Here is a 24,939-nt window from a genome sequence, read left to right as displayed (position 1 = left end):
TCCGTGCAATCAAGATAACCACCATGCTAAGTTTAAGTTAAACATAGTAAACGATTTATGGTTAAGATAAGGGGAAACCAATATGGAAAAGCCAATCAGCGTCCCCAAGACGCAGGCGCCGGCTAAGCCCAAAAGCCGCGTTGGGTCAACCATCGTCCTCAGCGTGGGAATCCTGCTCGCGTTGCTGTTTGCCGCGTCGACGGCGTACTCGGGGATGAAGGCAGGACTCACCGTGGCGGCCGGGATCCCAGGGGCCATCATCGGTTCGGCGGTCGTCCGAGCCTTTGCGCGAAGGGAAGGCTTTGCTGGCACCAACGAAATGCAGGGAATGGCCAGTGGCGGCGAAACCGTCGCCTCCGGAATGATTTTCGTACTGCCCGCGGTGCTTTTGATCGGGGCGCAAATCAACTTTTTTGAGGCGGTGCTGGTCGGCACACTCGGGGTGTTGTTCGGAATCGGGACGGCCTCCATTGTCGAAAATCACCTGATTGTCGGCAGTAAGGATACGCTGCTTTATCCAGAAGCGATGGCGATTTCCGAAACCATTCGGGCCAGCGCGGAAGGCGGCCAAGGCATGAAGATGATGGCCTCGGGGTTCGGTATCGGTGGGCTTTTGACCATGGCGACCGGCTCGATGTTTGGCTGGATCAACAACCATTTTGTCATGTACGGGCCTAAGGACTTTAAGTGGAAATTTGAACTGGAAGTGAACCCGTTGCTGGCCGGAATCGGCTTTATCGTCGGCATGCAGGTTGCGTTGCAGATGTTTGCCGGCTCGCTACTGGCGAATTTTGCCATCGCACCTTTGATCGGTTACTTTACCGACATGGCAGGCGGCGGTAATGACGTTTGGAACGCCGCGGGCACAGCGGTGAATTCACTGGGCTTTGACGGCATCTCTGGCAGCTACAATCGCTACCTGGGCGCCGGCATGATGCTTTGCGGGGGCCTGATCGGGGCGGTCAAACTGATTCCGGTGATCGGGCGCTCGCTGAAAGTCGCATTTGGCGGCAAGGAAAAGAAGTCGATGTTTGGCATCATGCTGTTGGGTTTTGCGATTGTCTCTGTTTTTGTTCTCAGCAGCATTTTCTCAGGCAGTTTGATGATTGGGCTGCTTGGCGGGGGGCTGGCCATGATTTTGGCCTTCGTCTTCGTGGTGGTGGCGGCCAATTTGACCGGAACCATCGGCACGTCGAATCTGCCGGTTTCTGGCATGACGATTGCGTCGCTTGTGCTGCTCACCGTTTTGTTCGTCGCGATGGGCTGGACATCAGACTTCGACCTGCGCTCGCTGCTGCTTTTGGCCACCTTCGCGGTGACCGCGATCAGCATTGGCGGTGGGTATTCACAGACGCAAAAAGCGACCGAACTCGTTGGGGCGGCCCGGCCAAAGATGCAGCGGCGGTTTCTGCTGGCGGCTGTGATCGGTGTGATCACAGTGGTTGGTGTGATCGTGGTCTTGGCGCCACAGCTGGCTGACACCAGCGCTGATGCCGCATTTGGCCTGCCTCAGGCGAACCTGATCGCCGCTTTGACCTCGGGCATCATCACCGGGCAGCTGCCGTTTACGATCATCTTTATCGGGGTTGCGATGGGCTTAGTCATGCACTTCCTGAAACTGCCAATCATGACCGTCGCAATCGGCTTTTACTTGCCAATGGCCACGACCGCGATCATCCTGGTGGGCGCAATCGTCCGCATGATCGTTGAAGGTAAAGGTAAACCGGCAAATCAAGAACGCGTTCAGCACGGCGTCTCGCTTTCCTCCGGGTTGATCGCAGGGGGCTCGATTATAGGGCTCACGGGGATTCTTCTGTCGATCAGTGGCGTACTGACGCCAGGCACGCCAAGTGGGCTGCTGGCCGGCAACGGCGCGGCAGTGGCACTGTTAACCATTCTGGTCTTGGCGATGCTTTTCTTCCTTCGTAAATCTTCTGTAACGGCAAAAGCCAATAAATAATGGGTGACGGCCGTCCTGACAAGCTGGGCCTAGGCGGATAATCCCTGTTACATGGGGCTTAACCAGAGGTCTTGGGAATGTAACAAAATAGTTACAAATGCGCCGTGAATTTGCATCAATGTAAAGGTTGTGTATAATGAGCAACATACAAAGCAAAGGAACAGAATCTTCACGGAGCGTTTAAGGGCCGGCACGACTTGGCTGCTTGAACGGCGATGTTATCGGCCCGCGAGGAATCCGAATTTTGAAATAAAAGGAGGATGACGCAGATGGTCACAGTATTAGTCGGTGCAGCCGCACTCTCGTTCAACGGGTTGTGGGTCTACGCGATGTTTGATCGAGCAGGGCGGACCTGCCGTCACCAAAACACCCCTAACATGATGGTTGCTAAGAAAAAATAACCCATAGTTTGGCGTGGAAGAGCGTCGCTGCAATTGGTGCAGCGGCGTTTTTTTGATGCGCCGTCTGCGCGGCGGACCGCACGGACACACTCAAGGTTTGATGTACGCGTAGCCTTCATGCTGCCGCTTCGCCAGCTCAAAAACGCCCGCGGGTACGACGGTCAAACCCGGCTGTAAGGCGTTCTCGTTGACCTGGTGGCTGACCATGGCGTTGCGGCAGACCGCGACGGTGACGCCTGCCGCAACCAGCGGCTGCAGATCGATCTGACTGGTGGTTTTGGCATCAACCACTGGGGCGCCATTGATCAGCAGCTCAATTTTGCCGGAGAGGCCAGCGGCGTTGGCCGCCGCCTGATAGTTGGCAATATTGCTCAGGACGGTGGGCCATTTAGCGGACTCATCAATGTGAAAAATCGTGTTCATTAGTTTCATCTCCCTGCGTTGAATGTAGCACACATGACTCGAATAAGGGGAATTTGTCAGGTTAAAGGTTGACATATCCGCTGAATCCTGTAAACTTATAAACGTGCTTTAAAGACATTGCCCGTTAGTCAAGGGGTTAAGACGCCTGGTTCTCAGCCAGGAAACACGGGTTCGAATCCCGTACGGGTGATAAGAAGGCCGCTAAACGCTGTTAGCTCAGCGTTTAGCGGCTTTTTCGTGGGCTGAAGCGCCAGGCGAGACGTCACTGGTGCGGTGGCCGATTATTCCGCCTGCGTTGGCGCTTTTGGATCATCGGGCACAAACACGATGGGCCGTTGGCCATGCTTGCCGGTAATAATGTCGACGTCGAAGAAGGACAGCGTCATGGTTTCGCCTCCGGGCTCAACAATGTACTCATCGCGCAGGAGGTACAGGCCGGCAAATACAAACATGAACATCACCGGCAGGACCTCCAGCGAGGCGTAGAAGATGTGCATCACAATCAATGCCACAGTCGCGATGATCAACAAGGTGAGGTACTTACCCTGCTTGCGCTGAATTCGAGGCTGCCCGCCGTATTGCGCCATCAGCTGGTTTAACTTGGGCTCTCGAAACCTTCGCCCGTCAGCGCTATGAAAGCTTGCCATCAGCCAAATCCCCCATTTCAAAAACGGCAGCGAACTGGCTGCCGTGACCTTATTTAACGGTACTTAATAAGCTGGACGCCTGCGCCTTCGCGGTCGCGCTCAGCGCTTGATACTCTTGATAGGCTTTGACGTAATTGCCCTGAGCGACCGCCTCACGCAATGGCGCTAGCTCGCTACTGGAAAATACTGCGGCGGCTGCTGTATTGGCCTGCGCTGCCGGGACGCCGGTGGTTGCTTGCACCAGGCTGGCAAATTTATCCTGGTTGCCGGCTGCTTGGACGATTGTGCTCATTTTGGTGTTGTCCAAGGTGCTTGCGGCTTTATCTAACGCGGCATCCGTCGTTGGATCGCCGGTTTTATGGGTTTCGATCTGCTTGACCAGTTGGGATTTCACCGCGCTGTCTGCCGGGGTGTCATTGCCGGTCACGTTGCGGTAAGTGTTGTTGAGCGGGGTGAAGAACACCACCACTAGGACGCCTAATACCACGATGAGCCCCAACAGAATCGCAATCACGCGGGGCCACCGGCGTTTGCGCGCCTTCTTCGTCTTCTTTTGGCTGCGTCGTCTTGCTTCTCGCATGTCATCACTCCTTATATAGGCTCTATTATAGAACGTTCAGGGCAGCTTATTTGGTAAGATTGTCTGTCTTTTCGTTGGTCGCAATGTGAACAACGCGCGAAAAACGCAAGTAGGCGATGAAATGGAAGACCACACCGGCGACCAATAAAATCCCGGCAATGAGGTTGGAAAAGCTGGTGGCGATCATCGACAACAGGTAAATGCTGACACTGCGGGCCGGATCGAGCCGAATCCGCTCGTAATGGCTGGTGATGCCGCTGCGTTCGACCGTTTGCAGTTCCGGATGATGCTCCAGGTAGCGGTACAGCAGTAGAAATGAGAAGGAAATCAGCAGGGCGACCAGGTCGTAAACAATGAACGCCAGCCGGATATCGCTGGTGTTACCGTCTGAAAGGGCCTCAATCAGCAGCACCATGGCGTAGTTCACCAGGGTGACCGCAAAGAGCACGAGCAGGTTAAGGACGTTCAGGGTGCGGTTAGTGCGCTTGACATACTGAAAATAGTCATGGTGAAACAGCCAGCTCGTCCCCACGTAAAAGTACGAGAGAATGTACATCAGAAACAGTGGCGTTTGGTGAAGGACGACTTGGTTCAGTGATCCAGGTTTGATTGTTTCCGGTTGGAATTCCAAAATCAGAATCGTGAGCAGGATGGCGAAGACGCCATCGCTCAATGCATTCACTCGTGATTTACTCATCCTCGATCACCTCTTGAGTAATCTGATCCGCCAGGCGCGCAATCGAGCGGGCGTCTAGAATATGGTCTTCGCTCAGCTGATCTTGGTCCCGCCACCAGCGGCGCAGCGTCTCCTCACCGAATGGCTGTGGTTTGGTCGCGTCACGGGCCAAGGTTTCCTCAAAGGGAAGAGCGAGGTAATAAGACCAAGCGTGAGGGGCAAATGACGCCTTTACGCGCATCAGCATCTCCCCGTACACGTCTTTGCGCAGGATGCCTTCAATGATGGTATAGCGATAATGGGCGCGGCCAAATTCGGCCAGGGTCTCGATCAGGGGGCCGGCCAGGGTGCCTTGATGGTCGCTTGCGTGCAGCAGCTCGCGGCGCAGCGTGTCCTGATGAAGGACGAGGGTTTGACCCGCAGGCAGTCTGGCTTCCAGTTGGGCTGCTAACGTCGTTTTGCCACTGGCAGAATTACCGCGGAGAATAATCAGTGTTGCGACCATGGGGCCACCTCCTTTGCGTTTAGTATGCCGCTTTTTGCGAAAAAAAACACTCACCAGTGATTGGTGAGTGCCAAGGGCGAAAACTTATAGGTTCTTGTCCATATTAAAAGTCAGCTTGGAAAGTTGCATGCCTTGCATCAGCATGCTGGCGATTTGCTTTTTGGCTTCCGCCTTCACTGCAGCCACCAGCTTGTAGTTGGCCTGCGTCAACGCGTCGGTCAGCTCCTGGCCGCTCATGTCTTTCGTTGCCGCGTCGGTTTCCGCAATGTGAACGCGGAAAAGCCGGTACTGCTCAGTCAGGTAATCGCGGTTTTGCTGGATGAACTTGCTGTAGTGGCTTTCCACCAGCATGCCCAAGCTCCGGTGCAACCAGTAGGCGGAGTCTTGATCCACGTCCAGCGTCATCGGGGTTTGGGAGTAGGATGGGTCGGTGTCATCCGCGTTGCAGTAAAACGGCACATTAGGACTGAACGTCGGGATGCCGATGTTCAGCCACATGATCGCGGCGTGGCCGAAGTCGACGTCGTTGCGCAGTTGCAGGATGTGCGAGTTCTGCGTGCGGTTCAGGCCGATTGGGCGGTAGCGCAGCCGGTCGGCATCGGTCGAGTCCTTGGCAAACGGATCGTACGGCGTCTCATTGTAATGCGAACCCAGGATCTGGGCGATGTCCTCGCGGGTGATCTTGTGGTCGGTGCGCATGATAAAGGGCAGCTCGCCGGATTCCGGCTGTTCTTCCGCCTCTGGGTTGAGCACGTGGTGGGCGTACCAGACGCGCGGGGTGTTGTAATGGCGGTCCTTTTCATTGAACGTGCCAAAGATGTGCCGGAAGTTCCAGCCCTTTTTGTCGGGATTCAAGTGATGCTGAGCCACGAAGTCCTGGATGCCGTCACTCCAGATGAAGTTATCCGCGTCGGTGAAGTCGACCTGTTGAATGGCGACCTCGTTGGCGGCGACGGCGTAGGCGTCATCAGGGATGCGCTGGGCGACCCAGTGGTGACCGGTGACGATTTCCATGTACCAAACGTTGTCTTTGTCAGAGAAAAGCACGGAATTGCCGGCCGGCGAGCCGTACTGTTTGATCAGCTGGCCCAGATACTCAACGGCGTGGCGGGCGCTTTCAACGAACGGCAGGGTCATGTTGACGATGAGATCTTCGTCCAGGCCGTCTTTGACCAGCGGATCAAAAGCCAGGGCCCGTTCGTTGCCGTAAGTCGATTCGGTCGCGGACATGGCCACGTTTTTCTCGTTGATCCCGGATTCTTCGTAGTCGCCTTCGTGCTCGGTGTCAACGTTGGGCACCGCGTTGTAGCGGTAGCCGTTTTCCGGCAGATCGGCCTCAAAGCCGTTGAGCGGGGATTTCACGTGCAGGCCCTTCTCCCCGTGCCAGGCTGGATGCATGTAAAACCGGTGCGGTGCGAGGACGTGGAACGTGTCGTCGTTGCGCGAGATCATGGTGCTGCCGTCGATACTGGCATTTTTCCCCACCAGAATGGACGTGCAAGCAGATTCAATTTTCATTCTTACCCCTCATTTCTAATGACTGTACACCTAGTGTACGCCATTCGTTTTCGGTTTGCAGTAGTGGCAGGCTGGGGCGGCCAGGAAGCAAGAAAGTTTAGCGGCGGAAAACTTTTTTCCAGAATCAATTGACAGGGCCGGCCATTTTTCGTAAGATATTACTCGTTGTTAAGTTATTGGGTAGTAGCGAAGTGGTAACGCAATGGACTCTGAATCCATAATCATAGGTTCGATCCCTATCTACCCAATCCTTGCCGGACAATGATGTCCGGCTTTTTTATTGCGGCACGGGTATACTGGAATTTGGACTATTTTAATTGAGAAGGGATCGTTATGGTCAAAATAAAACGTTTTTGGCGGCTGCTGGCTGCCGGGTTGGTGTTACTCGCGTTGGCCGGTTGCGGCCAGAAGCAGGTGACGCCCAAGCTGCGGCCGAACGATCCGTACACCGATAGCGAGTTTTCGCTGGGGACAATCTGCAAGGTCACCGTTTACGACAGCGGCAAAAAAAAGGCCGTCAAAGATGGGCTGAGGACGATTCGCCACATTGACAGCGAGGCCACCTTGACTCGCAGCGGGTCAGTGCTGGACAAGATCAATGCCAACGCCGGCATCAGGCCGGTCCGCGTGCCGAAAGACTTTTGGCCGCTGCTGAAAAAAGCGCAGTATTTTTCTAAAAACTCGAACGGCAGCTTCGATATGGCGATCGGCGCCGTGACCAACCTGTGGAAAATCGGCTTGCCCGGGGCCCGGGTGCCCAAACCCGCGGAAATCACGGCAGCCTTGCCGCTGGTCAACTGGCGCGACGTGCAGCTCAACGCCAAAACGTGCACGGTGTACCTGACCAAAAAAGGGATGCGGCTGGACTTTGGCGGCATCGCCAAGGGCTGGGTCGCTGATCAGGTCCGGCAGACGCTTAAAAAAGACGGCGTCACCACGGCCATCATCGACCTTGGCGGCAACGTGGTGGTCATGGGCCATTCGCCAAAAGCTGCCGGCCGCAAATGGACGATTGGCATCCAGGATCCGAAGGCTAGCCGCGGCACGGCCCTGGGCACGATCCATGCCGCCAACATGTCGGTCGTGACCGCCGGGACGTACGAACAGTACCTCATGTCTCACGGGCACAAGTACATCTACTTGTTTGATGCCAAAACGGGTTATCCTTACGACAACAACCTGGCCTCAGTCACGATTGTGTCTAAGCAAAGCGTCGACGGCGATGCGCTGTCCAATGCCGCTTTCGACAAAGGGTTGCGCGGTGGGCTTGCGTACATGAACAAAAAGCGGGGCCAGGACATTGAAGCCATTTTTGTGACCAATAATAATCGGGTGTATATCACGAACGGCCTCAAGTCTGACTTCAAACTCGTCAAAGGGACCAACTATCGCCCAGGAAACTTCAAGGCCTAAAGTGCAGCCGCTCTGCCAACCCCTGCCCGGGGCGCAGTTGGCGTCTTTTGGCATCGTTTAGGCGGACTTCAATCGTTTTCGTTCTGTTTTCGATCAGCTGAAATTGGTCGTGCGTGATGGCCATTTCCATGGACTCGCCTCCATTTGGTGACAGTATCCCTTACGGGGCAGACAAGCAGCGCCTAGACGTGCTAAAATACTGAGGAAAAATGAGGAGGCTGGCCATGTCCCATCAACAAGACTCAAACCATTATGTGCAGCAGTTCATTGACCAAATCATTGCCTTACTGCTGTTGATTTTTGTTTGGCTCATGCGGGCCTCGCTGGGGCCCACTTGGACGAAGATCCTGATCGTTGTGGCGCTGCTCATTTCGCTTGCCGATTACGTCTTCTTGGGCCGCAAGAATAAGCGTCAAAAAAAATAAGATCCCGGCCGCGGCGGTCGGAATCTTATTTTTTTCGAATGGTCCACAGAAAAATCGCATAGCCTAAACAAATTAGACCATAGACGATTGCGGCCAGCACTACGAAGAGGAGCCAAGGCCAGTCGAAGAGGATGCGCATGCCCCAAAGCAAAGCTGCCATGATGCCCGCTTGGACGGCCCGGGTGCGCAGATCCGCGATCTGTTTATTCAAAGGACACCTCGACGTACAGAAATTTCGCGGTCGTCACATGGCTGAGCGTTAACCAAAGCGCTTTGGGCTCAGGCGGCTCGTCGGGGTCAACTTGCTTGGCTAACCAGTGAACCAGCCGCCGGTGATGGGGAATAAATTCGTCAGACAGCGGAAACGCGTTTAGCCGATTCTCTGGGAACCATTCGTGCAGGCCGGGAAAAATCAGCGTGTCTTTAAGGCGAAAGCTGATCGTGTTCTGGTAGCCGCGGCGAATAATCGTGGTTTGCTGCGGATGCGTTTTGATGTATGTGAGTACTTGTGTTGCCAGGTCCAAATCAGTCACCTCCGTCTTCAGTCCGAGTAGAATAACTGCGGAATATGATACCATGGAACTATTGGAAAGTATAGAACGGGGGCCTTCAGATGACAGTCCATTTATACCTGGTAAGACACGGTGAAACCGAGATGAACCGGGCGCAGAAGCTTCAGGGTGTGACCGATGCCGCGCTGACGGCCAAAGGTCAGGAAGCCGCCGTCCAGCTTGGCACTTTGCTGAAGCCGATTCATTTCGACGCGGCGTATAGTTCCGATCGCCGCCGCGCGGTTGCCACAGCAAAGGCAATTTTGGCCGAGCACGCGGACGCCCCGGCACTCGAGGAAAAGGCGGGCCTGCGCGAATATTACTTTGGCGGCAACGAGGGCATGAGTAACATGAAATTGATGCGCAAGACGACGCAGCGCTACGGCGTGCGGGCGTTTGCCAAGATGTGGCTGGATGCGCCGCAGTTTCGGACCCTGGTCCGCAATTTTCACGCCATGGATGACACCGGCCAGGCGGAGACCTTGGACGAGCTGATCACGCGGGTGCGGCAGACTTTTGACGAGATTGTTGACGCCAATCAGCCCGAGGCCAATGTTCTGGTCGTGGCGCATGGGGTCAGTTTAAGTGCGTTGATCTACCAGTTGGCCCCAGACCAGCTGCCAGTCACGCTACTCAAGAACACGAGCGTCACCCGCGTTGACGTGACCGGCGACCAGTGGGTGGTGCGCGGGGTCAACTTGACGGCGCCCAGAGAAATCCTCGCCCTGGCGGGAGCGCCGCAGTCGACGCCCGAACAGGAATAAAGCAATGCTGGCTCTGTGGTTGGCGATCACGCGACCGCAGGGTGTTTTTTTGAAGAATTTTCTGAAAACAAATCGAAATATTGTTGTTTTTCGAACATAAGCGCGTATAATGACAAGTTGTCACATGACATTATGTCATTTTTTTAGAAAGGAGCCCGTATGCCAAAACCAACCTTTTTCCGCCTGGCGGAAACAAAACGCAAACGGCTGATCAAGGCGGCCTATGATGAGTTCTCGCGTGCGTCATTCCAGGATGCAAGCATCTCGAATATCATCAAGGAAGCCGGCATTCCGCGCGGTAGCTTCTACCAGTATTTTGAAGATAAAAGCGACATCTTTTTTTACTTGCTGGATCGCACTCGGTCTTCGACTGAGGAACTTTACATGCAGGCCATGACTCGGCATGACGGGGACCTGTTTGGGATGATGGCGGATTTTTTCGACACGTCAGTCGAAAAACTGCTGAAGGGGCCACACCGAGAATTCTATGAAAATGTTTTTTTGTTCATGGATTTTCACAACGCGGCACACTTCAGCTCAATGCCAAAAAAGGCGCCAGACCCACACCCGAAAAAGGTGTTTCTTGACTATACACTTGAGCACATCGACCGCAGCAAGCTGCGCGTGAAGTCAGATGAAGACGTCGCGATGCTGTTTCGCCAAGTGATGTGGATCTTCATGCAGTCGATCGGCTATTATTACACTCGGCGCAGGAATGGCGAGAACGTGACCACAACAGCCTTGAAAGCCCGCATGGCTAAGATGCTGAACTGGTTGCAGTACGGCGTCGTGATATCAGAGGAGGAAGTACATGATTAAATTAGCGAAAGGCCGCGTCTCGATTGCGCAGATTACTGGGGCGGTGCTGTTCATGATCATTCAGGTCATCACCAGCCTTTATTTGCCTGATTTGACCGCTGACATCGTCAACAACGGGGTCGCGACCGGCAATATTAACTACATTTGGCAGGAAGGTTTCAAGATGATCGCGTTTGCGGTCATCAGCGCCTTAGCGGCCATCTGCAACGTCTTCTTGGCGGCGCGGGTCTCCCAGAAATTGGGGCAGCGCATTCGCTCTGACGTTTATCGCAAGGTCATCACTTACTCGCATGATGAGATGGACCAAATTGGGACCAGTAGTTTGATCACGCGGACCACCAACGACGTGACGCAGATTCAAAACGTCTGGGTCATGATCCTGCGCATGATGATCATGGCGCCGATCATGCTGATTGGGGCCAGCTTCCTGGCATACCAGAAGAACCACACGCTGACGCTGATTTTTCTGGTGGTGCTGCCCATCATGGCGATTTTCATCGGGATTGTGATGAAGTTTGCTGTGCCACTGTTCCGCGGCATGCAGCAAAAAACTGATAACATCAACTTGGTCTTTCGCGAAGGCCTGACCGGGGTCCGGGTCATCCGGGCGTTTCGGCAGGACAAGTTTGAGCAGGACCGGTTTGAAGGCGTCAACCAGGATTACACCAACAACGCCGTAAAGGTCTTTTCCATCATGGCAATGATGATGCCGGTCATGACGCTGATCATGTCTGGGACCAACATAGCCATCGACTGGTGGGGCGGTCACCTGATCGCGGCCCAAGCGATGCAAACTGGGAACCTGATTGCGTTCATTACTTACGCGATGCAGATTCTGATGAGCTTCATGATGCTGTCGATGATCTTCGTCTTCATTCCTCGGGCGCAGGCCTCGGCGGTCCGAATCAATGAAGTGCTGGACCAAACGACGACGGTCAAGTCGCCGGCAAATCCGACACCATTCGCCGATACCACGCCTGAGCTTCAGTTTGACCACGTGCAGTTCCGTTATCACGGGGCCGAGGATCCGGCTTTGCAAGGCGTTGATTTTGACATGAAGGCCGGCCAGACGCTAGCCATTATTGGCGGCACTGGTTCTGGTAAAAGTACTTTGGTTAACCTGATCCCGCGGTTCTATGACGTGGAAGAAGGGGCGGTCAAAGTGAACGGGATGAACGTCAAGGACGTGGACCTGGACGAACTGCACCGCAAGATTGCATTTGTGCCGCAGAAGGCCAACCTCTTCTCTGGGACGGTTCGTTCCAACATGCAGTATGGCAACGATGACGCGACAGATGACGAAATCTGGCACGCCTTGGAAGTGGCCCAGGCCAAAGACTTCATCGCGGCCAATCCGGAAGGGTTGGACTACCAAGTTGAACAAGGCGGGGATAACTTCTCCGGTGGCCAAAAGCAGCGCCTGGCCATTGCACGGGCGCTGATCAAAGACGCCGCCGTCTATGTGTTCGATGATTCGTTTTCCGCGCTGGACTTTAAGACCGACGCCGAGCTGCGGCAGGCTCTCAAGGACGACGAAAAGATTTCTCAGCGCGTTGTGGTCATTGTCGGTCAGCGAGTGTCGACGGTTGCCGATGCCGACACGATCGTCGTGCTGGACAACGGCAAGATGGTCGGCCGCGGCAAGCACGCCGAGCTGAAGGCCAACAATGAGACTTACCGGGAAATTGTTAACTCACAAATTCGCGAAGGGGATGAGAAATAATGGCTGAAACGAATCGCACGACTTCAACCAGGCCAGCAGGCGGCGGTCACGGACCAGGGGCCCGCGGCGGCGTGGTCGAAAAGCCTAAGAACTTCTGGGGCACCACCTTCCGCCTGTTTGGCTATATGAAATCTCGCTTGGTCGGCATTGTGATCGTTATGCTCTTTGCCATTGCGTCCACGATTTTTCAGATCCGGACCCCAAAGATTTTGGGGGAAGCGACGACTGAAATCTTTAAGGGCTACATGAAGGGGGTCGCCCAGCAAAAGGCCGGCATCCCGATGAAGCAGTTCCCCATTAATTTTGACAAGATCAAGGAGATTATGATCGTTGTGATCTTCATGTACCTGGCGTCGGCGCTGTTCTCCTTCATGCAGCAGTTCATCATGACCCGCATTTCTCAGCGCACGGTTTACGACCTGCGCAAGGAGCTCAAGGCCAAAATGCAGCGGCTGCCGATCAACTATTACGACACCCACAGCAACGGCGATATTATGTCCCGTGCCATCAACGACATGGATAACATTGCTTCGACCCTGCAGCAGAGTCTGACCCAGTTGGTCACTAGTGCGTTTACCTTCATTGGGACTTTGTGGATGATGCTGACGATTTCTTGGAAGCTGACCTTAATCGCGCTGATTACGATTCCGTTGAGTCTTGTCATCGTGGGCATTGTTGCGCCGCGCTCGCAGAAGTATTTTGCCGGTCAGCAGAAGGCGCTTGGCCTGCTGAACAACTATGTCGAGGAAAATTACGCCGGTCAGGTGATTGTGAAGTCGTTTAACCGCGAGGAAGACGCGATGAAGACCTTCGAAGTCGAGAATCAGGCGTTTTATGATTCGGCCTGGAAGGCGCAGTTTGTTTCCGGCATCATCATGCCGCTCATGACGTTCCTGAATAACCTCGGGTACGTGTTCGTGGCGATTTTTGGGGGCATCTCGGTCTCCAATGGGACAGTCACCCTGGGGAATGTGCAGGCCTTCCTGCAGTACACCCAGCAGTTCTCTCAGCCAATTTCACAACTGGCGAACTTGGCCAACACCATTCAAAACACCATCGCTTCGGCTGAACGTGTCTTTGAGGTCATCGACGAACCGGAGATGGAAGACATCGAATCTGGTGTGACGCCAATCGAAGGCGACAAGCACCCGCTAGTCATGGATCACGTCAAGTTTGGCTACCAAAACAGCCCAATTCTGATGAAGGATTACAACTTGACCGTTGAGCCGGGCCAGATGATCGCGATTGTTGGGCCGACTGGGGCCGGCAAGACGACGGTTATCAACATGCTGGAGCGCTTCTACGACGTCAGCGGCGGCTCCATCCGGATGTGGGGCACCGATATTCGCGACATGACGCGCGAGGATGTGCGCAAGCACTACGCGATGGTCCTGCAGGACACGTGGCTGTTTACCGGCACGATTTGGGATAACCTGAAGTACGGGCGAGAAGACGCGACCGATGAGGAGATTCTGAACGCGGCCAAGGCGGCGCACGTGGACAGTTTCGTCCGCCAGCTGCCGAAGGGTTACAATACGGTCTTAAACGAATCCGCTTCTAACATTTCGCAAGGCCAACGCCAGCTGCTGACGATTGCCCGTGCCTTTGTGGCGGATCCCGAGATCCTGATCCTCGATGAGGCGACGAGTTCCGTTGATACCCGGACTGAAGTGCACATTCAGCACGCGATGAGTCGCCTGCTGAAGGGCCGCACGAGTTTCGTGGTCGCCCACCGGCTGTCCACGATTCGCGATGCCGACAACATTATCGTCATGAACCACGGTTCGATTGTTGAAACTGGTGATCACGATACGCTGATGGCCAAGAACGGCTTCTACGCCGATCTGTACAATAGTCAGTTCAGCGGCAGTACGACGATTTAATGAGGTACGAATAACTCCCACCAGGCGGTTTGGTCGCTTGGTGGGAGTTTTTTTGCTGCGAGTCAAAATCCGTGCGCTTTCCTGCAAACTCGATTATGCTGTAAACCAAATCGGCAGGAGGTGAGCAAAATGACGCAGATGATGCTTAATCCATCGTCGCGAATTGGTTTTGTCGCATTGCGCGTTCACGATTTAACCGTGATGCGTGCTTGGTACGTGCAGATGTTGGGTCTGGAGGTCCTGCAAGACAGTCGACATCAGGTCCTGCTGGGCCTCCAGGCAAACCACCGAGTGTTGCTGCTGCTTGAGGGCGGGGGGAACATTTCCAAAACCCCAACGGCAGGGCTGAGCGCATTTGCGCTTTCCGTGCCGACGCTGCCTGTGGTGCTGAAGCAGGTGGCCTGGCTTCACGCGCAGGGGGTCGCGGTCAGCCCGTGGTTTAAAACCGGGTTCAGCCGCGGCGTCCGGGTGAACGACCCGGAAGGCAATGAAGTGATCCTGGAGTATGATGAGGGGCCGCGCCTGGTCGTGGGCCACGGGTACAATTTCACAGATGCGGCGGGCAAACCACTGCCGACGCCGCACCTGCCAAAAGCGCCGAGACGGGCGCCACTGTTGCCCCCGCCCTCGTTTATCGGCAGGCTCGTGGTTGAAACGCCGGCGCTGATGGCAACGATTGATCATGTTCAAAACACCCTGGGGTTCATTCTGCAGCAGAAAACGCCTAACTGGGGGTATTTGACAGTTGGCGATAATACCATGCACTTCGGCATTGAGGTGGTCAAAAGACAGCTGGGGCCTAGGCCCGCTGATGTCATCGGCGCCCACTATGTCAGTGTGATCATTCCTAACCACAGCATGATGAATCTACTTCAACTCAATCTTCAAACGCGAGGCTGGATTGATTTTGATTACGATGCCGCCAACGATTACCTGATGATCGACGGGCCCAATCACTTGACCCTTTGGTTCTCCATTGCGTGACGACGGTCGACCAGTTACTGGTCGGCCTTTTGCGTGCCGCGGTATACTAGACCGTATTGGAGGCACAGACATGGACGTGATGCAGGAATTACGCACGATTGTAGATCAGAAAATGGCGCCTGGGGTTTCCGCGGCCTGGCTTCATGACGGGGTCGCGGCACTCACCGTGTACGGCGAGGCAACGTGGCAGCCGACTAAAACGCCGCTTCACTCGGGGATGCTGTACGACTTGGCTTCGCTGACGAAAGTGATCGGCACCACCACGGTATTTTTACAGGCGCTTGATGATGGCCGCGTGGGCGTGGACGATGCTATCAGTGGGTATCTGCCCGAGTTTCACCAGCCCACAACGTTTCGCCAGGCGTTGACGCACACCTCCGGCCTGGAGGGGTACATTCCGCATCGCGACGAGCTGCCGCCCAAGGCGCTGCGCCAGGCACTGATCACGCAGTTAAAAGTGACTGGGGAGTGTGATCACAAAGTCGTGTATCGCGACGTGAATCTGCTGCTGGTGGGTTGGGCCTTGGAAAATATTTACGGCAGGCCGATTCAGGCGCTGATTCAGCAGCGCGTCCTGAGTCCGCTGGGGCTGCAGACGGCAACGTTTGCCCCGGACCCTTCGCGGTGTGTGCCGACGACCTACTCGGCCGCAGCGGGCCTGCGTCGCGGCGTGGTCCATGACCCGAAGGCGGCGATCCTGCGCGAGCACAGTGGCGCCGCCGGGTTGTTTGCGGGCTTGGATGACCTGATCTGCTTCAGTGAATTTGCCTTTGCCCGGCGCCACGCCGATGCCTGGCCTCAAAGCTTTGCCACAATTTTGCGGGATGAAACGACCAATCAGTTGGGCCGCAGCCTTGGGTGGGACCTGCGCCGCGATGCTGGTGGCCGGCTGTGGCTTTATCACACCGGGTACACCGGGACGTTCTGGCTGATCCAACCGCAACTGCAGGAATCCCTGATCGTGTTGACCAACCGCGTGCACCCCAAACCGAATATGGCATTTTTGGCCAAGCGCGACGAATTGATCACGAATTTCATGGCGGCGCATTCATGACCCTGGCGGCTGTGTTAAACTTGATTCGATAAATGGATCTATAGAAAAGTAATGGGGAGGAAATTTCATTGACGGAACCAATTTTTCTGGAACCCGTATTTCACGAAAAGATCTGGGGCGGCCGTAAGCTCGAAACCGAGTTCGGTTACAAGATCCCGGACGGTAGGATCGGCGAGCTGTGGGCCATTTCGGCGCACCCGAACGGTCCTGATGTCATCGCCAACGGGCCGCTGAAGGGCAAGACCCTGGATGTCGCCTGGAAGGAAGACCAGGACTACTTCGGTCATCAAAAGGCCAAGGTCTTTCCGCTGCTGACCAAGATCTTGGATGCCAACGACAGTCTGTCGGTGCAGGTGCACCCGGACGATGCCTACGCCGCAGCGCATGAGCGTCCCGGTGAGCTGGGCAAGACGGAGTGCTGGTATGTGATTTCCGCGGAACCTGGTTCCTATCTGATTTACGGCCACCACGCCAAGACGCGTGAAGAGCTTGCCGACATGATCCACAAGGGTGAGTGGGACAAGTTACTCCGGAAGGTACCAGTCAAAACCGGCGACTTTGTTTACGTGCCAAGTGGCACCATTCACGCGCTGAACAAGGGCATCATGGTCCTTGAAACCCAGCAAAGCTCCGACACGACATACCGGCTGTATGACTATGACCGGGTCGGCAAGGACGGCAAGAAGCGCGAACTGCACCTGCAGCAAAGCATTGACACCACGACGGTGCCGAGCCAGGATCCTAAGCTCAATATCACCAGCGAGCAAAAGGATGACGCCACTATCACGACATTCGTGACAGCCCCGATTTCCAAGTTCTTCTCGGTTTACAAGATCGATTTGGACGGCAAGCTGACTCAGACGCCAACCGCACCGTACACGCTGGTTTCGGTGCTGGACGGCGAAGGGACGATCGAAGCGGATGGCCAGTCCTATCCGATCAAGAAGGGGACTCACTTCATCATTCCTAACCAGATCAAGTCTTGGACCTTCACCGGCAAGATGATGATGATCACCTCGACCCCAGGTGACGAAGAATAACTGAAACTAAAATAACCCGCTGGCTCATCGTTTCTCAGTTGAGAAATGGTCAGTCAGCGGGTTTTCTGTTCCCTTGAATGGTGATCAGTCTAGAAACCGGCTTTAATGAATCCGGCCTGACTGAATTTTTGGCGCATCTGGAGGACCGCAGTGTACGTGGCCAGCAGGTAGATCTGGTCTTCTTGGACGCCCTTGAGGTAGGGGATCACATCGTCAAGGTTGGGCTTAGTGGCCAAATCGCTTTGCGGCACACCGGCCACCTGCATGCGGAAGGCGATATCTTTGTAGCGCTCGCCGCCCACCATGTACGACGTGGCCAGGCCGCTTTGAACCAGTTGCTCCAAGTTGCCGTCCCAGATCCATGACGTGTCCGTTCCGTCTGCGTAGTTGGCGTTCAGCAGCATTGCGAAGGCAAACGGCTGCTTTTGGCGCTGGATCATGCTGAGGACCTCGTTGAGACCGACCGGGTTTTTGACCAGGATCAAGGTGACGTTCTTGGTGCCGATCTTGATTTGTTCCTGGCGCCCGAAGACCTTTTCATCATAGCTGAAGGCCTTGGCGATCTGCTCAGGCGTGATGCCGAACTCCGCGCCCACCGCGTAGGCTGCTAAGGCGTTGTAAATGTTGTAAGTGCCGCCGACCGACAGGCTGTAGGGATGGCCGTCGATTTCAAACCTGGATGAAGTCGGGGTCTGCTCGGTGACGCTGGTGACCTGATGATTCAGGACCGGCCGCTTGAACCCACAATTCGGGCAGAAGAAGCTGCCGAGGTTTGAGTAAGTGATGCCGTGGTAGTGGAGGATGTGCTCACACACTGGGCACAGCACGCCGTCCGTGTTCGCCGGGGCCTTGATGTCGTTGCCCGCCTCCGCCGCTAAGGCAAAACCGTAGTATCGCAGCGGATTTTTCAGCTCACGCGAAGAGAAAATCGGGGCGTCCCCGTTGGCGATGACCAGCGCGTCTGGGTTGGCTTTGACGCCGCGCAGGATTTTGGCATAGGTGGTGTAAAACTCGCCGTAGCGGTCCATTTGGTCGCGGAAAATGTTGGTCATCACAAAGGCCTTGGGGTGCAGGTAGCGCGCCACCGGCGCGACATTGGCCTCGTCGACCTCGAGCACGGCGATCTTGCGCTTGGCGCCTGGCTTGGTCTTGTGCGCGAAGTAGGCGCCGATGATGCCCTGAAGCATGTTGGACCCGGTGGGGTTGGTCAGAATATCGTCGTACTGCTGGGCCAAGACTTTGACGATCAGTGCGGTGGTCAGGGTCTTGCCGTTGGTGCCGGTGACGATGATGGTATCGCGGTCCTGGCCCAGGCTGGCAAGCACGTCCGGGTCGATTTTTTCCGCCAGCTTGCCCGGGTAGGCGGAGCCGCCGTGGCGGAACTTGTGCAGGTACCAGTAACTTAAGCGCCCGGCTGCGATGGCGAATTGGCTTTTCAAAGATGGCATGTAAACGGCCTCTCTCTATTAGTTTTGCAGCTACTATCATAGCATAGCCGCTCCGCGTTTCTGACCGGGAGCATGTTATTATGGTAAAGATTCCGTTATACTGGATAAGGTGAATTTTTTGCGGCAAGGCGCTTCTTGCCGAAGGAGGCCCTTATGGCACAATTGTTTTTCCGCTACGGCGCGATGAATTCGGGTAAAAGTATCGAGATCCTGAAGGTCGCGCATAATTACGAAGAGCAGCACAAGAACGTCATCATTTTGACCAGTGCGGTGGACGACCGCTCAGGGGTGGGCGTCATTTCCAGCCGCATCGGGCTGGAGCGGCCGGCCAAGGCCATCGATGATGAGACGAATATTTTCGATTTGGTGTCCAAGCTTGATCCGCATGCTTACTGCGTGCTGATCGACGAGGCGCAGTTTTTGAAGAAGCACCACGTCTTCGAGTGCGCGCGGGTGGTCGACGAGCTGCACATTCCGGTGATGGCGTTCGGCCTGAAGAATGATTTTCGCAATGAGCTTTTCGAGGGTTCGAAGTACCTGCTGACGTATGCGGACAAGATTGAGGAAATGAAAACAATCTGCTGGTTCTGCGCGAAAAAAGCGACGATGAATCTGCGGGTTCACGATGGCAAGCCCGTTTATGAAGGCGAGCAGATCATGATCGGCGGCAATGAGGCTTATTTTCCCGTTTGCCGGCATCATTACTACTTCCCGCCTAAACGCTTAAAGGCTTGATAGTCTCTGCGGGTGTGCGGCAGTTAACGGCAACATTAATGGAGGATTTTTATGGATAAGATTTTTACCCAGTTAGACGGGCTGATCGGTCGCTATGAGGAGCTGGAAGAGCTGCTCTCCGACCCTGAGGTCATCAACGACACCAAGCGTTACCTTGAGCTTTCCAAAGAGGAAGGCGGCATGCGCGACGTGGTGGCGGCCTACAAGAAGTACAAGCAAGTGAAGCAGGACATCAGCGAAAGCGAGGAAGTGCTGCGCGAAAGCAAGGACGACGACCTCACGGAGCTGGCCAAAGAGGATCTGAACAATCTTAATCCCCAGCTGGATCAGCTTGAGACCGAGATCAAAAAGCTGATGCTGCCGAAGGACCCCAATGACGACAAGAACATCATCATGGAGATCCGCGGGGCCGCCGGCGGGGATGAGGCGAGCCTGTTCGCCGGCGACCTGCTGTCCATGTACATGAAGTACGCCGAGCGGCAGGGTTGGACCACCGAAATTATCGACGAGAACCCTACCGAAGTCGGCGGCTACAAGGAAGTCTCCGTGCTGATCCAGGGGCAAAGCGTGTACTCAAAGCTGAAGTACGAAAACGGGGCGCACCGCGTGCAGCGGGTGCCCGTGACCGAAAGCGCCGGCCGGGTCCACACCTCGACGGCGACCGTGGGGGTCATGCCCGAGTACGATGAAGTCGACCTCGAGATTGACCCGAAGGACATTCGCACCGACGTCTACCGGTCCAGTGGTGCCGGTGGTCAGCACATTAACAAGACCAGTTCCGCGGTGCGCATGACGCATTTGCCGACCGGGATCGTGGTGACGATGCAGGATCAGCGCAGTCAGCAGCAAAACCGCGTCAAGGCCATGCAGATCCTGCGCTCACGGGTTTACGACTACTACGAAAGCCAAAACGAAAGCGAGTACGCCGCCAAACGTAAAACGGCGATTGGCTCCGGCGACCGGTCCGAACGCATTCGCACGTATAACTACCCGCAAAACCGCGTTACCGACCACCGCATCGGGCTGACCTTGAACAAGCTGGACCGGATCATGAACGGTGAGCTTGACGAGATCATCGATGCCCTGATCGTGCAGGATCAGACGAACAAGATGGAACAAATCGATGAGTAAGACTTACGGGGAGGCGCTCAGGTGGGCGTCTTCAGTGCTTTCACCGCTTGGGGTGGACCCGGACGGGGCGCGGTACGTCCTCGAAATGCGGGCAGACTTCACGCCCAGTCAGCTTCGACTGCATGACCGCGACGTGATGCCCGATTCGGCGTTGACTCAGTTTGAGCAAGACGTTGCGCGGCTTTCACACCATGAACCGGCCCAGTACATTGTGGGGGTTGCGCCATTTTACGGCGATCTGTTCAAAGTGACGCCGGCTGTCCTGATTCCCCGGTTTGAAACGGAGGAGCTGGTCGCCTGGGCGGCGGCGGAACAACCGGCCGCCCAAACCGGCCTGGATCTGGGCACGGGCTCTGGTGCCATCGGCCTGACGCTGGCCAAGCAGCTGCCAAGCACGGCAATGACGCTCAGCGATGTGTCGGCGGCGGCGCTGGCAGTCGCGCGGGAAAACGCCCGCCGGCTGGACCGGCGCGCGACGTTTGTCGAAAGTGATTTATTCGCGGCGATTCCCCAGCGCTTTGATTTCATCATCAGCAATCTGCCATACATCAGTAAGGCGGAAACCGACGTGATGGATGAAAGTACCCTGACCTATGAGCCGCCTCTCGCACTTTTTGCGGCGCACGACGGGCTGGCACTTTTTCAGCGCTTTGCCGCTGGCGTCGCCGCGCACGTGAATACTGGTGGTGCCGTGTACCTGGAGTTCGGCTACCGCCAGCAGCCTGCCTTGGCGAGGCTGTTTGCTGAGGCGCTGCCCCAAGCGCAAGTGACGTTTAAACGGGACATGGCAGATCACCCGCGCATGGTGAAGCTTCAATTTTAATTGGGATTAAAGGAGCACAAATATGGAAACCAAAGTGTTTAACAAGGATGAAGTCGCGCAGGCCGCTGCGCTGATCAAGGCTGGCGAGGTCGTGGCCTTTCCCACGGAGACCGTGTACGGACTTGGCGCTGACGCCACTGATCCCAAGGCCGCGGAAAAGGTGTTTCAGGCCAAGCACCGGCCGGCGGACAACCCGCTGATCGTCACGGTGGCAGGCCCGGACATGGTGGCTCAGTTTGCGACCATTACGCCTGCCGCGAAAAAGCTCATGGATGCCTTTTGGCCTGGCCCTTTGACCATCATTTTGAACATTTTACCCGGTAAACTTTCAATGGTGGTCACAGGCGGGCTGCAGACAGCGGCGTTTCGGATGCCGGCCAACTCGTTGACGCGGCAAATGATCAGCCTGGCGGGGCGGCCGATTGTCGGCCCTTCGGCGAATATTTCCGGCAAGCCCAGCGGCACGCGGCCGGAGCATGTGCTGCACGACTTTGACGGCGCCATTGCCGGGATTTTAGACGACGGGCCGACCACGGTCGGCGTCGAGTCCACCGTGATCGACATGACGGTGACACCGCCGGCCATTTTACGGCCTGGCAAGATCACGCCGAAGCTGCTTGCGCCGGTGATCGGCGAGGTCCAGTCCGACCATCACAAAGTGGGCGCCAAGGAGACCCCGAAGGCGCCAGGCATGAAGTACAAGCATTACGCCCCTAGCGCACAAGTCGTCATCGTTGATCACCCGGCTGATTTTCCGGCCGCGCTGAAGTGGGCTGAGCAGAATGGGCAGCCGTTCGGGGTCTTAGCGACTGATGACCTGTTGACTGATGTCCCGTCTGCTGTGCCAACTTACAGTCTTGGCCGGGACCTCACGTCGGCCACTCACAACTTGTTCGCTGGGCTGCGCTGGTTCGACCTTCACCCAACCGTCACGGTCATCTTGGCCGAAGCGTTTGCGCAAGAAGGGCTGGGCGTCGCCTACATGAACCGGTTGAACAAGTCGGCCGGCAATGACCATTTTGATCCGGATCAGCACTGAGTTTGCAGCCGCTGCGTGCGGCTGTTTTGATATTCGGCTTTTTTTGGCGAAACAACCATGAAAATTTCGAAATAGGCGGATTAAAGCTTAGGGCCCGAATGTTTACGGGCTGCTTTGGGGTTGGTATACTGGTCTTGACCAATCGCCGCTGACGCAATAAGGAGGATCCGCCACATGGATTTCAAGCAGTATGACCCCGCCGTTTTTGGTGCCATCGAAAATGAAGAACGGCGCCAACAACAAAACATTGAACTGATCGCCTCTGAAAATATTGTCAGCCCGGCCGTGCGCGCGGCCCAGGGCAGTGTGCTGACCAACAAGTACTCCGAAGGGTACCCAAAGCACCGCTATTACGGCGGAAATCAATACATCGATGAAATCGAGCAGTTGGCGATCGACCGCGCCAAGGAATTATTCGGCGCCGAATACGCCAACGTCCAGCCTCACTCCGGGTCGGGCGCCAACATGGCCGCTTACCGCGCGTTTCTAAAAGACGGTGATAAGGTGCTGGCGATGGATCTGACTGACGGCGGTCATTTGACTCACGGCAGTCCGGTCAGTTTCTCGGGGCAAACTTACCATTTTTATCACTATGGCTTGGATCCGGAAACCGAGCGCCTGAATTACGACCAGATTCTCGCTCAGGCCGAGGCGGTGCACCCGCGCCTGATCGTTGCCGGTGCGAGTGCGTACAGCCGGGCGATCGACTTTGCCAAGTTCCGGGACATCGCCGATCACGTGGGGGCGTTTCTCATGGTCGACATGGCCCACATCGCGGGCCTGGTGGCCGGTGGGGCGCACATGAATCCCGTCCCGTACGCGGACGTCGTGACGACGACCACGCACAAGACGCTGCGCGGACCGCGCGGCGGGATGATCCTCGCCAAGGCCGAGTACGGCAAGGCCATCAATTCCGCGGTGTTCCCGGGGATTCAGGGCGGCCCACTTGACCACGTGATTGCCGCCAAAGCGGTCGCGCTAGGGGAGGCGCTGCAGCCCGACTTCAAGCATTACGCGGCTCAGATCGTCAAGAATATGCAGGCGATGTGCGCCGGCTTTGCGGAAGATCCGCGGCTGAAAATGATCTCCGGCGGCTCGGACAACCACATGGTGCTGCTCGATGTTACCGGCTATGGCGTCACCGGCCGGGATGTGCAGGACCTGCTGGATGCCGTGATGATCACGGCTAACAAGAACCAGGTGCCAGGCGAGCAAAACGGGCCCTTCAAAACCTCTGGGCTACGGGTCGGCACGGCCGCGATCACCACGCGCGGCTTCAACGAGGAAGACTGCCGGGAGGTGGCGCATTTGATTTCCAGTGCCATCGCCAATCGGCACGACGAAGAAAAACTTGATGAGATTCGCCAATCTACCCTTGCACTAACAGGGCGTCATCCCTTATCATAGGAAAGGTTACGGCGAAAGCCGGAAAGCAAGCGGACAGCACTGTAATCACGACTCTATGAGTCGTGATTTTTTTAGGCAAGCAGCCGCCTGCGCCACATCAAAAGGAGGGCCTTTCTGCATGGGCAAATTTACTGTTTTGAATCACCCGTTGATTCAACACAAGCTGACCTTGATCCGCGATAAGAACGCGGGGACCAAGGAGTTCCGGGAGATCGCAAACGAGATCGCCGAACTGATGGTTTACGAGATCACACGTGACTTACCAATGAAGGACGTCGAGATCGAAACGCCAATGGGTAAGACAACACAAAAGGAACTGGCTGGCAAGAAGCTGGTCGTCGTGCCGATCCTGCGTGCGGGGTTGGGCATGGTTGATGGCGTCTTGCGCCTGATCCCTGCGGCCAAGGTTGGCCACGTCGGGATGTACCGCGATGAGAAGACCCTAAAGCCGCATGAATACTTCGTTAAAATGCCAGACGGGATCGACCAGCGCGACATGATCATTGTCGATCCGATGCTCGCCACCGGCGGTTCCGCCAACATGGCCATTGAGGCGTTGAAGAAGCGCGGTGCCCAAAGCATTCGGCTGGTTGTCCTGGTTGCTGCACCAGAAGGCGTCAAGGCGGTCCAAGAGGCCAACCCGGACGTTGACATTTACGCCGCGGCGCTTGATGATCACTTGAATGAAAATGGTTATATCGTGCCAGGGCTCGGCGATGCCGGGGACCGGTTGTTTGGCACAAAATAAGTTTTTCTAAAGGCGGCCACTAATGGGGGTCGCCCTTTTTGACTGTTCGGTTGTAAGACCGTGCCGGTCAGGCTGAAAAGTTTACTCAGTTGCCTGAGCGATCCGCGCTGACAAATTGGCAAATGTGGCAAAAATGAGACATGGCGGCGCTTTCCGTTTAAAAAAAATTATGAAAAACGGGTGTGAAAAGTCATGAAAAGTCTCGTTCTCTTTTTGTCTTTTGGGGGTAAAGGTGATAGAGT

Annotated in this window: 27 protein-coding genes and 2 tRNA genes; 19 read left to right on the top strand and 10 right to left on the bottom strand. The window is 55.7% G+C overall.

Annotation, left to right across the window (positions count from 1 at the left end; genetic code table 11):
- Nucleotides 1-82 precede the first annotated feature (82 nt).
- Both FC75_RS03365 and FC75_RS13105 read left to right on the top strand, forming a co-directional pair.
- A complete protein-coding gene (locus FC75_RS03365; protein WP_056989118.1) occupies nt 83-1,960 on the top strand; it encodes an OPT/YSL family transporter in 1,878 nt (625 codons plus the stop codon).
- Between the two features lie 269 nt (nt 1,961-2,229).
- The gene (locus FC75_RS13105) at nt 2,230-2,361 is read left to right on the top strand and encodes a hypothetical protein (RefSeq protein WP_263849641.1); all 132 of its coding nucleotides are present in this window, start codon (nt 2,230-2,232) and stop codon (nt 2,359-2,361) included.
- 90 nt (nt 2,362-2,451) lie between these two features.
- On the opposite strand, the gene FC75_RS03360 is transcribed toward FC75_RS13105, so the two are convergent.
- Entirely contained in the window at nt 2,452-2,784 is a 333-nt protein-coding gene (locus FC75_RS03360; RefSeq protein WP_054664983.1) for a DsrE family protein, read from the bottom strand.
- Between the two features lie 118 nt (nt 2,785-2,902).
- Here FC75_RS03360 and FC75_RS03355 point away from each other — a divergent pair.
- Nucleotides 2,903-2,974 (top strand) — tRNA-Glu (locus FC75_RS03355).
- A gap of 91 nt (nt 2,975-3,065) precedes the next feature.
- On the opposite strand, the gene FC75_RS03350 is transcribed toward FC75_RS03355, so the two are convergent.
- From FC75_RS03350 to FC75_RS03330, 5 genes are all read right to left on the bottom strand, one after another.
- Nucleotides 3,066-3,431, bottom strand: a complete 366-nt coding sequence (locus FC75_RS03350) for a hypothetical protein (RefSeq protein WP_056989117.1) — start codon at nt 3,429-3,431, stop codon at nt 3,066-3,068.
- Nucleotides 3,432-3,480: 49 nt separating this feature from the next.
- Nucleotides 3,481-4,011, bottom strand: coding sequence for a hypothetical protein (locus tag FC75_RS03345; protein ID WP_054664988.1), 531 nt, complete (start codon nt 4,009-4,011; stop codon nt 3,481-3,483).
- Between the two features lie 46 nt (nt 4,012-4,057).
- On the bottom strand, nt 4,058-4,708 hold the full coding sequence (locus FC75_RS03340; RefSeq protein ID WP_054664991.1) for a TMEM175 family protein: 651 nt from the start codon (nt 4,706-4,708) through the stop codon (nt 4,058-4,060).
- A complete protein-coding gene (locus tag FC75_RS03335; protein ID WP_054664994.1) occupies nt 4,701-5,192 on the bottom strand; it encodes an AAA family ATPase in 492 nt (163 codons plus the stop codon). Before FC75_RS03335 ends, FC75_RS03340 begins: the two co-directional genes overlap by 8 nt.
- Before the next feature lie 84 nt (nt 5,193-5,276).
- Entirely contained in the window at nt 5,277-6,710 is a 1,434-nt protein-coding gene (locus FC75_RS03330; RefSeq protein WP_054664997.1) for a C69 family dipeptidase, read from the bottom strand.
- 177 nt (nt 6,711-6,887) lie between these two features.
- Here FC75_RS03330 and FC75_RS03325 point away from each other — a divergent pair.
- Both FC75_RS03325 and FC75_RS03320 read left to right on the top strand, forming a co-directional pair.
- Nucleotides 6,888-6,958, top strand: a tRNA-Gln gene (locus tag FC75_RS03325).
- Nucleotides 6,959-7,052: 94 nt separating this feature from the next.
- Complete coding sequence (locus tag FC75_RS03320) at nt 7,053-8,123, top strand: FAD:protein FMN transferase (protein WP_056989133.1); 1,071 nt, start codon at nt 7,053-7,055, stop codon at nt 8,121-8,123.
- On the opposite strand, the gene FC75_RS12620 is transcribed toward FC75_RS03320, so the two are convergent.
- Nucleotides 8,113-8,253, bottom strand: coding sequence for an ASCH domain-containing protein (locus FC75_RS12620; protein ID WP_156314419.1), 141 nt, complete (start codon nt 8,251-8,253; stop codon nt 8,113-8,115). The genes FC75_RS03320 and FC75_RS12620 overlap by 11 nt on opposite strands.
- Nucleotides 8,254-8,347: 94 nt before the next feature.
- Here FC75_RS12620 and FC75_RS03315 point away from each other — a divergent pair, with 94 nt between their 5' ends.
- Entirely contained in the window at nt 8,348-8,548 is a 201-nt protein-coding gene (locus tag FC75_RS03315; protein WP_056989116.1) for a hypothetical protein, read from the top strand.
- 25 nt (nt 8,549-8,573) lie between these two features.
- Here the strand turns inward: FC75_RS03315 and FC75_RS03310 are convergent, their stop codons facing one another.
- Entirely contained in the window at nt 8,574-8,759 is a 186-nt protein-coding gene (locus FC75_RS03310; protein ID WP_056989115.1) for a hypothetical protein, read from the bottom strand.
- Entirely contained in the window at nt 8,752-9,072 is a 321-nt protein-coding gene (locus tag FC75_RS03305) for a hypothetical protein (protein WP_054665003.1), read from the bottom strand. The genes FC75_RS03310 and FC75_RS03305 overlap by 8 nt, the downstream gene beginning before the upstream one ends.
- Before the next feature lie 89 nt (nt 9,073-9,161).
- Between FC75_RS03305 and FC75_RS03300 the strand changes: the two genes are divergently transcribed.
- The 7 genes from FC75_RS03300 (at nt 9,162) to manA (ending at nt 17,366) form a co-directional block, all read left to right on the top strand.
- On the top strand, nt 9,162-9,863 hold the full coding sequence (locus FC75_RS03300; protein WP_054665006.1) for a histidine phosphatase family protein: 702 nt from the start codon (nt 9,162-9,164) through the stop codon (nt 9,861-9,863).
- Between the two features lie 159 nt (nt 9,864-10,022).
- On the top strand, nt 10,023-10,682 hold the full coding sequence (locus tag FC75_RS03295; protein WP_056989114.1) for a TetR/AcrR family transcriptional regulator: 660 nt from the start codon (nt 10,023-10,025) through the stop codon (nt 10,680-10,682).
- On the top strand, nt 10,675-12,405 hold the full coding sequence (locus FC75_RS03290) for an ABC transporter ATP-binding protein (RefSeq protein WP_056989113.1): 1,731 nt from the start codon (nt 10,675-10,677) through the stop codon (nt 12,403-12,405). The genes FC75_RS03295 and FC75_RS03290 overlap by 8 nt, the downstream gene beginning before the upstream one ends.
- A complete protein-coding gene (locus FC75_RS03285) occupies nt 12,405-14,288 on the top strand; it encodes an ABC transporter ATP-binding protein (RefSeq protein WP_054665009.1) in 1,884 nt (627 codons plus the stop codon). Before FC75_RS03290 ends, FC75_RS03285 begins: the two co-directional genes overlap by 1 nt.
- 129 nt (nt 14,289-14,417) lie before the next feature.
- On the top strand, nt 14,418-15,272 hold the full coding sequence (locus tag FC75_RS03280) for a VOC family protein (protein ID WP_054665012.1): 855 nt from the start codon (nt 14,418-14,420) through the stop codon (nt 15,270-15,272).
- A gap of 70 nt (nt 15,273-15,342) precedes the next feature.
- The gene (locus FC75_RS03275; RefSeq protein ID WP_056989112.1) at nt 15,343-16,326 is read left to right on the top strand and encodes a serine hydrolase domain-containing protein; all 984 of its coding nucleotides are present in this window, start codon (nt 15,343-15,345) and stop codon (nt 16,324-16,326) included.
- A gap of 68 nt (nt 16,327-16,394) precedes the next feature.
- Nucleotides 16,395-17,366, top strand: a complete 972-nt coding sequence (manA, locus tag FC75_RS03270; RefSeq protein ID WP_056989111.1) for a mannose-6-phosphate isomerase, class I — start codon at nt 16,395-16,397, stop codon at nt 17,364-17,366.
- Nucleotides 17,367-17,455: 89 nt separating this feature from the next.
- Here the strand turns inward: manA and FC75_RS03265 are convergent, their stop codons facing one another.
- Complete coding sequence (locus tag FC75_RS03265; RefSeq protein WP_056989110.1) at nt 17,456-18,814, bottom strand: Mur ligase family protein; 1,359 nt, start codon at nt 18,812-18,814, stop codon at nt 17,456-17,458.
- Nucleotides 18,815-18,967: 153 nt separating this feature from the next.
- On the opposite strand from FC75_RS03265, the gene FC75_RS03260 reads away from it, so the two are divergent.
- From FC75_RS03260 to upp, 6 genes are all read left to right on the top strand, one after another.
- A complete protein-coding gene (locus FC75_RS03260) occupies nt 18,968-19,549 on the top strand; it encodes a thymidine kinase (RefSeq protein WP_056989109.1) in 582 nt (193 codons plus the stop codon).
- 51 nt (nt 19,550-19,600) lie between these two features.
- The gene (gene prfA, locus FC75_RS03255) at nt 19,601-20,680 is read left to right on the top strand and encodes a peptide chain release factor 1 (protein ID WP_054662004.1); all 1,080 of its coding nucleotides are present in this window, start codon (nt 19,601-19,603) and stop codon (nt 20,678-20,680) included.
- Nucleotides 20,673-21,503, top strand: coding sequence for a peptide chain release factor N(5)-glutamine methyltransferase (gene prmC, locus FC75_RS03250; RefSeq protein ID WP_056989108.1), 831 nt, complete (start codon nt 20,673-20,675; stop codon nt 21,501-21,503). The genes prfA and prmC overlap by 8 nt, the downstream gene beginning before the upstream one ends.
- 22 nt (nt 21,504-21,525) lie before the next feature.
- Complete coding sequence (locus FC75_RS03245; protein WP_056989107.1) at nt 21,526-22,542, top strand: L-threonylcarbamoyladenylate synthase; 1,017 nt, start codon at nt 21,526-21,528, stop codon at nt 22,540-22,542.
- A gap of 174 nt (nt 22,543-22,716) precedes the next feature.
- Nucleotides 22,717-23,949: a serine hydroxymethyltransferase gene (glyA, locus tag FC75_RS03240; RefSeq protein WP_056989106.1), complete on the top strand. Its 1,233-nt coding sequence runs from the start codon at nt 22,717-22,719 to the stop codon at nt 23,947-23,949.
- 118 nt (nt 23,950-24,067) lie between these two features.
- Complete coding sequence (gene upp / locus FC75_RS03235; RefSeq protein WP_054662007.1) at nt 24,068-24,697, top strand: uracil phosphoribosyltransferase; 630 nt, start codon at nt 24,068-24,070, stop codon at nt 24,695-24,697.
- Nucleotides 24,698-24,939 lie beyond the last annotated feature (242 nt).

This window comes from Lacticaseibacillus camelliae DSM 22697 = JCM 13995, assembly GCF_001436615.1.
Taxonomy (GTDB): Bacteria; Bacillota; Bacilli; order Lactobacillales; family Lactobacillaceae; genus Lacticaseibacillus; species Lacticaseibacillus camelliae.
Note: the sequence above shows the minus strand (reverse complement) of the source record. Positions and strands in the feature narration are given on the sequence as shown.